13 protein-coding genes are annotated in these 13,640 nt (G+C 41.6%); 8 read left to right on the top strand and 5 right to left on the bottom strand.

Annotated features, from left to right (window positions below; all coding sequences use genetic code 11):
- Positions 1-3 precede the first annotated feature (3 nt).
- From KME09_09450 to KME09_09440, 3 genes are read right to left on the bottom strand one after another with little or no spacing between them, the layout of a single operon-like run.
- A complete protein-coding gene (locus tag KME09_09450; GenBank protein MBW4534151.1) occupies positions 4-210 on the bottom strand; it encodes a hypothetical protein in 207 nt (68 codons plus the stop codon).
- A complete protein-coding gene (locus tag KME09_09445; protein MBW4534150.1) occupies positions 210-551 on the bottom strand; it encodes a hypothetical protein in 342 nt (113 codons plus the stop codon). The genes KME09_09450 and KME09_09445 overlap by 1 nt, the downstream gene beginning before the upstream one ends.
- The gene (locus tag KME09_09440) at positions 541-789 is read right to left on the bottom strand and encodes a hypothetical protein (GenBank protein MBW4534149.1); all 249 of its coding nucleotides are present in this window, start codon (positions 787-789) and stop codon (positions 541-543) included. Before KME09_09440 ends, KME09_09445 begins: the two co-directional genes overlap by 11 nt.
- 218 nt (positions 790-1,007) lie before the next feature.
- Between KME09_09440 and KME09_09435 the strand changes: the two genes are divergently transcribed.
- The 8 genes from KME09_09435 to KME09_09400 all read left to right on the top strand — a co-directional run bounded on the left by KME09_09435 (position 1,008) and on the right by KME09_09400 (position 10,071).
- Positions 1,008-2,129, top strand: a complete 1,122-nt coding sequence (locus KME09_09435; protein MBW4534148.1) for a hypothetical protein — start codon at positions 1,008-1,010, stop codon at positions 2,127-2,129.
- Between the two features lie 265 nt (positions 2,130-2,394).
- Positions 2,395-2,745, top strand: coding sequence for a hypothetical protein (locus KME09_09430; protein ID MBW4534147.1), 351 nt, complete (start codon positions 2,395-2,397; stop codon positions 2,743-2,745).
- A 189-nt stretch (positions 2,746-2,934) separates the two neighbouring features.
- Positions 2,935-4,137: a response regulator gene (locus KME09_09425; protein ID MBW4534146.1), complete on the top strand. Its 1,203-nt coding sequence runs from the start codon at positions 2,935-2,937 to the stop codon at positions 4,135-4,137.
- A gap of 47 nt (positions 4,138-4,184) precedes the next feature.
- Entirely contained in the window at positions 4,185-5,222 is a 1,038-nt protein-coding gene (locus KME09_09420; protein ID MBW4534145.1) for a chemotaxis protein CheW, read from the top strand.
- Positions 5,223-5,279: 57 nt separating this feature from the next.
- Complete coding sequence (locus tag KME09_09415) at positions 5,280-6,638, top strand: chemotaxis protein (protein ID MBW4534144.1); 1,359 nt, start codon at positions 5,280-5,282, stop codon at positions 6,636-6,638.
- Between the two features lie 35 nt (positions 6,639-6,673).
- On the top strand, positions 6,674-9,022 hold the full coding sequence (locus KME09_09410; GenBank protein ID MBW4534143.1) for a response regulator: 2,349 nt from the start codon (positions 6,674-6,676) through the stop codon (positions 9,020-9,022).
- Positions 9,023-9,036: 14 nt separating this feature from the next.
- On the top strand, positions 9,037-9,465 hold the full coding sequence (locus KME09_09405; protein ID MBW4534142.1) for a response regulator: 429 nt from the start codon (positions 9,037-9,039) through the stop codon (positions 9,463-9,465).
- A 177-nt stretch (positions 9,466-9,642) separates the two neighbouring features.
- On the top strand, positions 9,643-10,071 hold the full coding sequence (locus KME09_09400; GenBank protein MBW4534141.1) for a response regulator: 429 nt from the start codon (positions 9,643-9,645) through the stop codon (positions 10,069-10,071).
- Between the two features lie 84 nt (positions 10,072-10,155).
- Here KME09_09400 and KME09_09395 read toward each other — a convergent pair whose 3' ends face one another.
- Positions 10,156-12,306, bottom strand: a complete 2,151-nt coding sequence (locus KME09_09395; protein MBW4534140.1) for a polyribonucleotide nucleotidyltransferase — start codon at positions 12,304-12,306, stop codon at positions 10,156-10,158.
- A 136-nt stretch (positions 12,307-12,442) separates the two neighbouring features.
- On the bottom strand, positions 12,443-13,366 hold the full coding sequence (locus tag KME09_09390) for a pentapeptide repeat-containing protein (protein ID MBW4534139.1): 924 nt from the start codon (positions 13,364-13,366) through the stop codon (positions 12,443-12,445).
- Positions 13,367-13,640: the final 274 nt, after the last annotated feature.

Below are 13,640 nucleotides of genomic sequence, written 5' to 3'. Positions count from 1 at the left end.
TAACTATAACTTGTAAGCAGTCCAGTCTTCGACTGTTGGCTTAAGGGCAACCCCGTTAGCCTTAGCTAAGTCCAGAGCGTGAGCGATAGAGTTACAGTAGTCAGCTAAGTAACAGGTAAACCCACTAGCGTCGTGGTAAAAGATACCCTCGTCGTGAATCCAGCCGTTGACTTGAGTAGCAATTAGATGATTAATTTCTTGGTCAGTCATTACGCCACCATCTCCCTAATTAAAGCAGCACCACTACCAGCAGCAGCCCAAATACCAGAAACAACACCTGTGTAATGTTCTAGTTCGTAACTAGCAATAAAACCACTATTAGAAACCTTGGGAATCTTGATCGCATGATCGGCAACTGAGGCAGTCGCATCAAGGTCAATGTACAGGTCTTGATTGCTATTGTTAGCAATTATCATCTTCTTACGGTTAGCGTTAGCAGCTAAGAAAGCAACTGAAGTAGTAGAAATTGGCGCAGTACCACCAAGGGCAGCACTAGCAAACGGGTTCGGTACGTTTACCACTGGTGGGGCGGGTTCAAAATTAATTGGCATAGAGTCCTCGTAAATAGTTCTTGTCTTCGTGGTACTTGAGCTTGTTTTCCCAGTCTGGCTCTACGTTGTCCTGTATTCTGATAACTTGCTCAATAATCTTTTTAGCATCAGCTTCGTCGTCTGTTGTGACGTTAAAAAAGTAACCTTTGGTCTTGTCAACATAACTAAATAACTTTTTCCCTCGCTTGAAAAAGAAAGGTGGTTTAGCAAAATCAGCTACTATTTTTGAGGCGAACAATGCCCCCCAGGCACTTGCCAGTGTGATTGTGGTTCAGAAGTCTGTTGCTACGACACGAAAACAGGAAAAGCAGTAAAGAGTTTTAGAAAATAATCATATGGGAACTTGTAGCGATTTAGCAAGTAAGGCAGAGTTACAGCAGTACTTGCCAAAAACTGAAAAAGCTTCGATTATCAATACCGCTACTAGCCTTTATTGCTCAAGCTACCTCCAATAAATTGCCTCCTGTTCCAGTAATTAAAGACCTTAGCCAAATACAAAACTTGTCGGCTGAGAATAACCGCTTGAGACGACAACTGGAGTTACAACAGTCTGACTTAAACGGGTACAGAGTAGCCTTAAATAACTTTGCTGCTAGATTACCTACTCAAGAAGACAAGCTTATTACCAGGAAAGTTAGAGAACAGACGATAACTAATGCCAGTGGCATCAAAGATTTAAATGGTCAGTACATAGGCATAGAAAGCAAGATTGGTCAGACTGTCAAGTCTGAGTTTAGCAACAACATTCAGACCTTTAAACAAAATGCCCAAAAGCAAGTCTCCCAAGCAATAGCAAACATTAACGTACCTGAGTTTGACATCAGCAAAGTATCAAAATTATTCGATGCCAAGATAGCCAAAGTAACTACAGATTTTAACGAGCGATTGAGTTCCGAAATATCAACTATTCCCAAAGTTCAACCAACAGAAATTAAGCAGATTGTTAAAACCGAGGTCAGTAGTCAAATCAAGCAAACTAATCAAGTGAATAATCAGCAAGTTCAACAAATTACCGCCAAGCTAGATAATCTCAATAGTAAGTTTCCCGATCCGTTAACTCTTGCGGGAATAGCTCCCGCCGTAGGAGGACTAGATATTTTACGTCAAATTAAAAACAAGCCTATACCTCTACCGACTTGTCTAGCCCCCGTGTTAGTTCCACCAGTAGGCGCTCAGGCTAAAGCTAACGGCGTAGCGGTTGCTGGTTTACAAGGAGTAACAATAGCTCAAAATGCAGTCCTTCAGAAAGCAGTTACTCACGCCAAGTACGGCTTAGAGTCTGTTCAGAAGTTTGCTGATATCGCCTGGAAAGCTACTCATGTTGACAAGATACTTAACGGTATGACTACCGCTTTAGTCATTCATAATGCTGTCATGTTAAGTGGTAATTTAGTTCAAACCATAGGAGAGGCTACAAATGGTGTTCTTGCTGCTATGAAGATTGATAATAGCGATGGTACTCCTATCAATGTTAACGCTGTAGTTAAGGCTAAAATGACTAGTCTAATCACCTCTATGATCGGCTCGACTAATTACGCAGCTTTGACTAAGAAAAGAGAAGAAAGATCTAGCAGATGAGACTAAGCTATTCTTGGATGCTAAAAAAGTTGAGTTAGAATCTTGATACCTTTGCTTGTCTCTAGACAGCCAGTAGTAAGCTTCGTATTCCTCCACCCATTCGGCTATCGTCTTCTCTATTTCTTTGAGCGCGTCTTTCGGTCTGAACTTTTTAGGTATCCACTGGGGATAATCAAGCCAGTTGAATGATTCAGCTTGTATTTTGAGGTCTAATTCTTGAGCGATCGCGATCGCGTTATTAACAGCATTGGCAGTGTGAGGGAACTTGCCTCTACCTAGCGCGTTAAGCGTATTTAAGCTGGCTCTAAACTTATGTCTTTACCTAAGTACTAACCCAGCTATCTATGGACTAGAAGCCTATCCCAAGGGACTACCCATTGCCTTGTTTTTTCTGTTTCAATCAGCATTTGCTGGTACAGCAGCCACGATTGTCTCTAGTGCAGTGGCAGAAAGAATTAGATTTGTCAGCTTCGGGATCTTTAGTTTACTGTTAACAGCGATCGCTTATCCCATTATTGGCCACTGGATTGTGACCCCAAACGGTTGGCTTAAGGCTCAGGGATTTTATGACTTTGCAGGTTCGACGATGGTTCACTTCGTTGGGGTTTTTTATTAGCGATTAGTAGCGCTCTGCCAAAAAAGATTTAATCAGATGCATTGATGGTTGCTTCTGTCGCTTTTAAGGAGAAGTTGCACGATCAAAATCAGTAAATCATGTGATTAAAATCAATTTTTGGGGAACTATATGCATATCTATATTTCTTGATAGTTGTTTTTGCATTATAAAAGTCAAGGAAAGTTAATAATGTCTGCCAAAAAATATAATCCAAATCAGCTTATTTCTATTCTTGATTCTTTATTTAAAAAGAACAGCAGTGGAATTTTAAGCTTAAAAACCCAGGTTGATTCCTGGCAACAACAACGTTCCTGTATTTTGATTTTACGTAACGGAGCTTTGGTCTATGGTGGTAACCAAGTTCCCAATGCTGAAGAATTATGCTTCAAAATCGGTCAAGCACTAAAGCCTAATCTAATTAAAGCTGCCCTTTCGGTGGCAGTGGAAAAAGCCAAAGAGCCTAATTCAGCCGTAGAGCTACTGGAGATGTTGATTAGGATGAGAGCTTTTACTTGGCAAGAAGTAGAATCTCTAGTCAATACAAAAGTTTTATTAATTATTGAAAAATTTCTCCCTTATCCAGGAGAAGCACAGTGGAATACAGACCTTGATTTAGATCTCAGCTACGGTGCAGATCGACACGGCTTAAACTGGGTCGATCTTCAACAGGAATTGAAGCGTCGTCAGCAAATATGGCAGGATTATGCGCCTCAAATATCTAGCATGAATGTGATTCCAGTGTTCACGCCTCAGCAGTTAAGAGCGATCGATAATCCCCAGGTAAAAGACCATTTTACAAAATTAGTCGATGGCAGAGCTAGTTTGCTCAATATTGCCGACAAAATGGGCAAAGATCCGATCACAGTAGCAAAAAACTATTTTAATTGGGCGAACAAGGACTGGGTAAGTTTTGTAGATAGTCCGATCGAAGCTAAGACTGATGTTGCAGCTATAGCCAATATGCAGGGAAGTGTGCCTGGAGTATCAACCAGCGTCGATTCTACTGAGGCGATCGCCAAAATTGATCATAATTTACCGATTGTCTTATCCGTAGATGACAGCGCCATTATCCAAACTTCGATCAAACGAGCTTTGCAAGAGGACTACAACGTCTTACTGGCGGGTAAGGCAAAGGAGGCGTTGGACATTCTGCAAGAGGTAAAGGTTGAACTGATGCTGTTGGACTTGACCATGCCTGATGTTGATGGTCTGGAGTTTTGCAAAACAGTTCGTGCCATTCCCCAGTTTCGAGATTTACCGATTGTGATGGTGACAGCTAGGGATGGCTTAGTCAACAAAATGAGGGGGCATATCGCAGGCACGAGTAAGTATCTTACCAAGCCCTTTAAGCCAGAAGAACTGAGAGAAGTTGTCCGTCAGTACATTAAATAGCTAATAACTTTTAGAGAAGGAAGATTGAGAGATTATAGATTATGGGCATGAAATCATATTTAATCTTTAGCCTGCATAATTTGCGATATGCGATCGCAGCAGAATCAGTTACCGAAATATTTTTATTACCTGAATTGACTCCTATCGCCGAAGCACCTCCAGATATTGTGGGTTTATTGAATTTACATTCAGTATATGTGCCAGTCATGCACCTCGATCTGCGCTTTGGTCATAAATTCGATCGCTGCCAGGTAACGGATAGCGTGATTGTGGTTGAGTCTCAAGGCTTACAGGTGGGGATGATTGTCCATCGGGTTGAAACAGTCAACGAAATCGACGATCGCTATCTTCAGACTGATTTGTCCTATGGTCGACGCCATATTCATCAAGCTTTTGTCCAAAGTGTGATCGATCTTGATGATGAGATGATTACCCTGCTCAATATAGATAATCTGGTACGTCATCCTGAAGCTTTGGAGGATCTAGTCTCGACTGAAGCTGAAACTAATTCTGAGCGGCAAATGCTACCTGGTAACTTTTACCAACAGTATTTTACTAATGCTAGCTCTAGTATCAAAGCGATTCTCCATCAACGAGCAATCAACCTTAAAGAAGTTACTGATAAAACAGCAGCGACTAAATTAGTTTCCTTGGCGGTGGTCAGTATTGGGGGTAGATACTTTGCTTTTGATTTAGGCATAGTGCGGGAATTTACCAACGTCGGCAGAATTACCACTATTCCCTGCTGTCCCGAACATATTGTCGGCAACATGAACTTGCGGGGTGAAATTTTAACTCTGGTCAATATTTGTCAGCTTTTGAACCTGACCATGACCCAGAACAATTTGGCTCGTAAAGCAGTGGTGATTGAGGTTGACGATCTGACGGCGGGTATTATCGTGGACGAAGTATTCGACGTGGTTGATTTTCGTCCTGAAGAATTAAAACCAGTTCCCGTCGCTATGAATAGTGATGCAACTTCCTATCTCAAAGGAGTAGCTGACTATCAAAACCAAACTCTGAACGTGATTGACCTCTCGAAGCTTTTGGCGGCTGGAGCAATGACGGTTGAGCTAACAGCATAAATATATTTCTAAATTAACTAACAAAAATTACAGGTAGAAAATACAGGTAGAAAACTTATGAAAATTGGAACTCAGTTAACCGCTGGCGCATTTGGGATTGGAACTATTGTATTGGTCAACTTAGGGGTAATTTTTCTGGCTACTGCCGAACATGGCGCCAAGGAGATTAACGTCGTTGGTAAAGTTAGGGGGGGAACTCAAAGATCGATTAAGCTCGAACTGTCCAACAGCGCTGATGATAAGTTAATTGCTCAATTGGATCAGCTAATTGAAAACTTAATCAAGGGTAATGAAGAATTAGGCTTGTCTGCTGCTACAGACGTAGATTACATTGCCAAGCTAAATACAACAAAAGCTGAATGGAACAAATCTAAAGCACTAATTCAGCAAGTCAGAAAGCAGCCAACAGAAGCTAACCGTGCAGCCTTACTCAAACAAAGTGAAACTTTATTTAAACTAGCCGACGAGACAGTAACCGCCGCCGAAAAATATGCAGAAAACGAAGTTAAACAATTACAGACAATTGAGTTGTTCGTAGCATTACTCAACTTAATGATCGTTACGGCAATTATTGCTGGTTCTCGCCGAATTACCAATACTCTAGATCAATTTACCAATATGATCGCCAAATCTTCAGAGGAGATTTCTGCCAAGGTCGAAAATCAAGAGGCAGTAGCCAATGAACAGTCCAATTCCGTCAGTCAAACTACCTCTACGGTGGATTCCTTGGGTGAAACTTCTCGTCGTTCGGCAGTACAGGCAGAAGAATCGGCAAAAAGCGCCAGTACAGCTCTTGCTCTGGCGGAATCTGGAGCAGAAACAGTCGAACAAACCAGGGTAGGCATGGAAAGTCTCAAGGACAGAGTTAGAGAAATTGCCGAACAGATCATTAACCTGAGTGAACAAACTGAACAAATTGCGGGAGTATCAGAGGTGGTAGGGGATTTGGCAAACCAAACCAACATGTTGGCACTAAACGCAGCGGTTGAGGCGGCTCGTGCTGGAGAGTATGGTAAAGGTTTCGGGGTGGTTGCGGGTGAGATTCGGAAACTGGCGGATCAAAGTCGTAAGTCTGCCGACAAAATCAACAAACTGGTAACAGATGTCCAAGCTGCGATGAACAGCGCGGTAATGGTAACGGACGAAGGTAAGAAAACCGCTGAATCTAGTATTGAATTGGCGCTAGATACTGCCGAATCATTTATCGGGGTGAAAAACGCAGTAACCAACGTATTCTCCAACACCTCGGAGATCTCCCAAGCAGCAAAACTGCAAGCGGTAAGTATTCAGGAGATTTTGGCAGCGATTAACGCTCTTAACCTGGGGGCGATGGATACGGCAGCAGATATGCAAGATGTTAAGGCTTCTACCCTAGAACTGAAAAAATCGACCGAACAACTTAAAGCGGTTGTTTAATTAGAGCTTTTTACTAAAATTTTCCCAGCAAAACTATGATGATTGAAGATGAAGAGCTAAGACTGCTTTATAAGACTTCTAGCAATGAACACTTGCAAAAGCTGGAATCCGATTTGATGATCTTGGAGAAAAATCCCCAAGATACCGCAGCATTAGAAGAATTCTTGCGGGAAGCTCATACCCTCAAGGGCGACTCTCGGATGCTGGGATTAGATGAGATTGAGATGTTGGTGCATCAGCTAGAAGACTGTATGGAAGCAATTAAGGCAGGACATAGCAAAATTACTCCCGAATTATGCGATCACCTGTATCAAGGTATTGATGCGATTAACCAGCTTTCTCATCAGGCAATTACAGGAGAATCAATTAACATCGATCCTGTTGCCGTCTTGGCATCGCTGATGGATGTGTCAGGCAATTCACCTGCTACTAGATCTGAACCAGACTTGTTTGGTGATGACGATGACTTCTTTGGCGATAATGATGACGATGACTTCTTTGGTAGTGATGTTACTCCAGAACAATTTACCGAAGATTTATTTGCTGATGAGCCATCAGCAGATGAGTCTAGTTTCGTGGTTCAATCCAACGCTAGCCTTAAACTTGAAGAGGCTGTAGCAACTCCTGTCATTAATCAAGACTATCAGATTGACACAATTCGAGTTGAGCCACAAAAGTTAGACACGCTCATGACTCAAGCAAGTGAATTAAGCGTAACTAGATTGCGAATTTCACAACAAATGGCAGAAATAGAGCAAATATCAGCTTTATGGTCGGAATGGGTCAAACAGGATAGCTCAATTGTCACGGAGATTGGACAGGCTTTAGCTCCTGAGCTTTTACAACCCTTCAAACAGTTCTTAAGCAATACTGAACAGCGAGTAGATTTTCTCGGGAGTTTGATTAATAATCTACGAACTAGAGCCAACGAAGATAGTGCTAGTCTGGGAATTATTAGCGATCGCCTAGAGTCAGGCATCAACGGTTTAAGACAGTTACCTTTAGCTACAGTATTCAATATTTATCCCCGTATGGTGCGGGATCTAGCTCGTCAACAGGGTAAAGAAATTGAGTTAATTATTGAAGGTGGAGATACTAAAGCTGATAAACGCATTTTAGAAGAAATCAAAGATCCCCTGCTGCATCTAATTCGCAATGCGATCGATCACGGGATCGAAACTCCTGCCGAACGTGTTGCTCAAGGTAAAGCTACCACTGCCACTTTGCGCCTACGCGGCTATCAAATGGGAAGTAGCATCGGCATCGATGTTAGTGATGATGGACGAGGCTTAAACATCAGTAGTATTCGTAATACTGCCATTCGGCGTCAAGTGCGTACTGAAGCAGAACTAGCTGCTATGAGTGAGTCGGAGATTCAATCTTTGATTTTTGCCTCTGGTTTTTCCACTCGTACCGAAATTACCGAACTTTCAGGTAGAGGCGTTGGTTTAGATGTGGTTCGGGCTAATGTAGAACGTCTTAAAGGAGCAATCCAGGTAACTTCTGTCCCTGGCAACGGCTGTAAATTCCAGGTGCGTTTAAATACTAGCCTGGCAACCACTAAAGTTCTAATTGTCGAAATTGAGCGGACTCTTTATGCGTTGCCTTTGGAATTTATCCAAACTATGATTACCCTCTCTCCTAAAGATATTTATGAGCTTGAAGGAAAACCTACTATTACCTTTGAAGAGCAACCTTTATCCATTAAGGAACTTAGCAGCTTACTCCAGTTACCTCCCCCACAGGATAAGCGCCCCAAAAATTATCTCTCCTGTATCGTGCTGCAAGTCGGCAGCGATCTTTTTGGGGTAATTGTTGATGATTTGATCGATCAGCAAGATGTTGTACTCAAATCTCAAAGTAAACTGCTCAAGCGTATTCCGAATATTACTGGAGCGACTATCTTAGGTAGTGGAGAAGTCTGTATGATTCTTAATCCTGTAGATTTACTTCATTCCCTCAGAAAAGGGAGTTGGAACGCTGTACCCTCGGCCACTTCCCTTACTACTAAAAATAGACTCTTGCTGGTGGAGGATTCAATTATTATCCTGACGCAAATGCATCGTTTGTTAAAGGGTGCAGGTTATGAAATTACCGTTGCCGAGAATGGATTACTCGGTTTACAGCAGGTTCAAGCTCAAGAGTTTGATATCGTGCTGTCGGATGTGGAAATGCCTCACATGACTGGCTTAGAAATGACGGCTAAGATTCGCCAAGACAGTAAATACGATCGCCTACCCATTGTTTTAATTACTACTCTGGCATCTAGAGAAGATAAACGTCGTGGTATGGAAGCAGGAGCTAATGCCTATCTAACCAAAGGTGATTTCAATCAACAGATACTGTTGAAAACTCTGGCTCAATTAATTCATACTCACCATTAATTAACTCAAAAACTATGTCTAAAATCAAAGTTCTACTAGTGGAAGATTCCGCTGTTGCCATCAACATCTATGAAAAAATGCTCAATTCTTCTCGCCATATTGAGGTAGTGGGCAAAGCCAGCAACGGCAAAGAAGGATTAGATTTAACCTTTAAACTTCAGCCTGACGTAATCTGCACTGATTTACAAATGCCTGAAATGGACGGGTTAGAATTCACCAAACAGATCATGGCTCACTATCCTACGCCAATTTTGGTGTTAAGTAATACTGTGCAAAAAAGTGATACGGAAACAATATATCAGGTGATGAAGGCAGGGGTAGTTGATGTGATGCCCAAACCTCAAACTGCTTTAGGGGGAAATTCAGACGCAATGCAGAACGAATTAATTACTAAAATTCGAGTTTTAGCTACTAAAAAAGTTTCGCCTATTCCTTTAAATTAAGTTCTATTTGTTGAATTTTTAACTCACAATTATTATGTTTTTAAACTTAGTTCATAACTTTAATCTCCCTATCAAACTCTTTTATAGAGTGTTAGCGGGAGGAAAACCTCTGATAACATCGATTAGTTTCCTCTATCTTTTACACAGAAAAACATCACATAAATAGACAAAAATATTATGGCTAAAATTAGAGTATTACTAGTTGAAGATTCCGCAGTAGCAATTAATATCTATGAGAAGATGCTCAATTCTTCTCGTCATATTGAAGTAATTGGTAAAGCTGCCGACGGAAAAGAAGGATTAGATTTAGTTTCCCAACTTAATCCTGATGTAATTTGTACTGACTTACAGATGCCGCAAATGGATGGCTTGGAGTTTACCAAACAGGTAATGGCTCATCATCCTACGCCAATTTTGGTATTAAGCAATGCCGTACAGAAGTCCGATGTTGACAACATCTATGAAGTAATGAAAGCAGGGGCTGTCGATGTGATGGCAAAACCTCAGACTGCTTTGGGCGGGAACACTGAATCCATGCAAAACGAGCTGGAAGTGAAAATTAGAGTCCTGGCAACCAAGAAAGTTAAGGCAATTCCCTTGAGATAATCAAAGGTCAGAAGTAGGGAGCGATTAAAGAGTTTTTTCATTACTCCCAGATCCTCTCTACTTCTTACTAGTCCTTGACTTTAATTAGTTGGCAGCAGCTCTAGCGGCGGCAGCTTCGTCTGGATGAATGCCCAAGCGGGTAAGATTCAGGCGATTTTTTTGATCGAAACCACGGATTTTGACCACGATCTCGTCACCTACAGCTACTTCATCATCGACCTTGCCGACTCTACCTTCCGCTAACTGGGAAATGTGGATCATGCCTTCTTTACCTGGCAAAATTTCGATGAAAGCACCGATATCGATAATTCTGGTAACTTTACCCAGATAGACATCTCCCTCATTTAATTTGCGAGTGATGTTAAAGATCATCTTGCGCGCCATCTCAGCTTTCTCAGCTTCTACCGCAGCAATGATCACCTTGCCGTCATCCTCAATATCAATTTTTGCCCCTGTTTGCTCGGTAATTGCTTTAATTGTCTTACCAGAAGGCCCAATGACCATGCCGATTAAATCGGGGTCGATTTTCATGGTTAACAATCTCGGCGCATAAGGAGATAGCTCTGGTCTAGGTTCATCGATCGCCTTAAGCATCTCTTCTAATATATAGATCCTAGCTGGTAAAGCTTGTTGAATTGCTTTGGCAATCACTTCCATCGGTAACCCAGTGATCTTCATATCCATCTGGAGAGCAGTAATACCCGTATCGGTTCCTGCTACCTTGAAGTCCATATCTCCTAGGAAGTCTTCGATCCCCTGAATGTCTGTCAGGATTCTCACCTCATCTCCTTCTTTAATTAAACCCATGGCTGCGCCACTGACAGGTTTGCTTAGAGGAACACCTGCATCCATCAAAGAAAGAGTCGAACCACATACCGAACCCATCGAGGTTGAACCATTAGAAGACAGTACCTCGGAGACTACGCGGATGACGTAAGGAAAATCTTCCATACTGGGCAATACTGGCAGTAAAGCTCTTTCAGCCAAAGCACCGTGACCAATTTCTCTACGTCCAGGCGATCGCATTGGGCGAGTTTCACCGACGGAATAAGGAGGAAAATTATAGTGGTGCAGATAGCGTTTTTCGTCTTGAATGGTCATATCGTCTCTGGTATCCTGAGCATCTCCTGATGTACCCAGAGTGGCAATGGAGAGTACTTGAGTTAGACCTCTTCTAAACAAGCCACTACCATGCACCCGATTGGGCAATACTCCTGCTCTAGAGCTAATGGGCCGAACCTGATCGAGTTTGCGACCATCAACTCGCATACCATCTTCGATAATCTGACTCCGCATCAGCTTTTTAGTCAGGGTTTTAAAGGCCTTGTCGATCGCTTTGGCATCTTCTGTCGTCGCCACGGCAATGGGGTCATCTTCGGGCAATCCAGCGATCGCTTCAACGATTTGAGTTTGCTTGATTTCGTCTAAAGCTTCATCCCGAGTCTTTTTATCAAAGTCATACTGGGAGAGGATGTGTTTAATATCTTTGCTAGCGCGATCGCTAATGAAATCGATCAGACTTCGATCTTCATCAGGATTTTCTGGCCTAACCATCTCAATACCCAAATCCTTGAGCAATTCTAGTTGGGACTGAATTAACTCTTGAATTGCTTCGTAGGCAAACTCAATCGCCTCAATTACGTCTTGCTCTGGTAATTGGTTAGCCCCCGCTTCTACCATGACAATCCCGTCAGGAGTTCCCGCGACGACAATATCCAAATCGCCTTTATTAATTTCTTTATAGGTTGGATTGAGAATAAATTCATCTCCCTCCAAACCGACCCTAACTGCTGCCATCGGGCCATAAAAAGGAATTTGGGCCAGTAAAACGGCGATCGAAGCTCCTGTAACTGCCAAAACGTCTGGAGGAACATCTTCATCCATCGATAGGGTAGTAGCCACGATCTGAATATCATCTCGCATCCAGCTAGGAAATAAAGGACGGATCGGGCGATCGATTAACCTACTGGTCAGGATTGCCTTCTCTCCAGGTCTACCTTCTCGTCGAAAAAACCCTCCAGGAATTCGCCCTGCTGCATATTGTCGTTCTTCATAATCTACGGTCAAAGGTAAGAAATCAATTCCCTCTCTACCTTTAGCTCTAGTGGCTGTAACCAAAACTGCCGTATCACCCGATTCTACCAATACTGAACCGCCTGCCTGTGGTGCGAGCAAGCCTACTTTAAGCCGAATATCACGACCATCAAAAGATATCGACTTGTCAAATTCCTGCATTGAGTTTGTTCCTTATTTTTTCGCTTCTTTTTCTCGTGACTCGATCCTAACATTATCTGAATTGTTAGAACCTGTATCTTATAAGGGAACAGGACTATAGTTTTATGTTTATTATTTAAGTTTTTTTAAGCACTGGTTAATCTAGCTTTTTCCAGCCTGCTTTTTGTGGTTGAAACCGATCGTCAAAAATAGTCTGAGAATCGTAAAAAACTTCATAGGCATATTCGGTTGATAAATGAGCTTCTCTTAAATTTGCACCTGCAAAAACAGCATTAAATAAATGAGCGTCTCTTAAATCTGCACCCTGTAAATTAGCTTTAGTAAAGTTAGCTGCTTTTAAATGAGCTTCTCTTAAATTAGCCTGAGATAGATTTGCTCGTTCAAAATTTACTCCCGCTAAAACAGCTTTCATTAGATCCACTAAAGCTAAATCAGTTTGAATAAGGCTAGATTCACTTAAGTTGGAGCTACTAAGATTAGCTTTACGCAGATTAGAACCGTCTAGTTGAATTCCTTTGAGGCTGACACCCATTAATGGTGCTTTACTAAGATCTGTACGTCGAAAGTTAGTTTCACCTCGATTGTATCGGCTGAGAATTTCGTAGGGTTTAGTAAAAGAAAAAACATTAGTGTTGTAGATATTAAAAATCTTTGCCAGAAAAAAGTCTACCGTAGTTTGTTTTAAATATCCTTGTTCCACAGCCAGCCGATGAAATCTCTTGGGTTGAGCCTGTTGCTTTTGTTCTCGAATGAGCGCCGCAATTTGCTGCTCGTTTAATAATCCTGCACTGCGAAAATAATAAACTAGAGGTTTTTTTTGCTTTTGTTCCAGTAAATCTGCCCACTGTTCCGCAAAAAAATCTGCCGTTTGCTGTTTAATCCAGTTGTGGGAAGCTAATATTTCACCAATTTTGAGATGACTTGTAGACTGTAGCTGTAGAGCAAATTCTATTTGGCTAGCCGTAATTAACCCCGCTTCAATCAAGACTTCGCCTAACGGTGGATTTGCTTTGGAAATTAAAAGCTCATTACTATGAGAACTATTAGATAAATTTGGCATTTGTTTAAAAATAGACGTTAGCGGAGCAAATTAAAAACGGTCTAATTTATTTTCTTACAGATTATAAGAATCAGTTTGGTTGCCCATTTGATCGGGAATATCTCAGTAAGTTCAACTAATTTTAAGCATAAACTTTTGATAAATTAAGACCAAATGTCCCTTGATAAAAGGCTAATCCTACTATTGACAAAAATTAGGATAAACAGAACGACTACATCATAAAGCACGTTTATCTTTTAGTCATTAGCTTAAAATGAAAAGATTGAGATGAATA

The sequence above is a fragment of the Pleurocapsa minor HA4230-MV1 genome (assembly GCA_019359095.1).
Taxonomy (GTDB): Bacteria; Cyanobacteriota; Cyanobacteriia; order Cyanobacteriales; family Xenococcaceae; genus Waterburya; species Waterburya minor.
The sequence above is the reverse complement of the archived record's forward strand: the minus strand, read 5'-3'. Positions and strand labels throughout refer to the sequence as shown.

Coding starts and splice junctions, on each gene's coding strand:
- KME09_09410 (MBW4534143.1), top strand. CDS start 6,674: ATGATGATTGAAGATGAAGAGCTAAGACTGCTTTATAAGACTTCTAGC.
- KME09_09420 (MBW4534145.1), top strand. CDS start 4,185: ATGAAATCATATTTAATCTTTAGCCTGCATAATTTGCGATATGCGATC.
- KME09_09415 (MBW4534144.1), top strand. CDS start 5,280: ATGAAAATTGGAACTCAGTTAACCGCTGGCGCATTTGGGATTGGAACT.
- KME09_09405 (MBW4534142.1), top strand. CDS start 9,037: ATGTCTAAAATCAAAGTTCTACTAGTGGAAGATTCCGCTGTTGCCATC.
- KME09_09445 (MBW4534150.1), bottom strand. CDS start 551: ATGCCAATTAATTTTGAACCCGCCCCACCAGTGGTAAACGTACCGAAC.
- KME09_09400 (MBW4534141.1), top strand. CDS start 9,643: ATGGCTAAAATTAGAGTATTACTAGTTGAAGATTCCGCAGTAGCAATT.
- KME09_09450 (MBW4534151.1), bottom strand. CDS start 210: ATGACTGACCAAGAAATTAATCATCTAATTGCTACTCAAGTCAACGGC.
- KME09_09395 (MBW4534140.1), bottom strand. CDS start 12,306: ATGCAGGAATTTGACAAGTCGATATCTTTTGATGGTCGTGATATTCGG.
- KME09_09425 (MBW4534146.1), top strand. CDS start 2,935: ATGTCTGCCAAAAAATATAATCCAAATCAGCTTATTTCTATTCTTGAT.
- KME09_09390 (MBW4534139.1), bottom strand. CDS start 13,366: ATGCCAAATTTATCTAATAGTTCTCATAGTAATGAGCTTTTAATTTCC.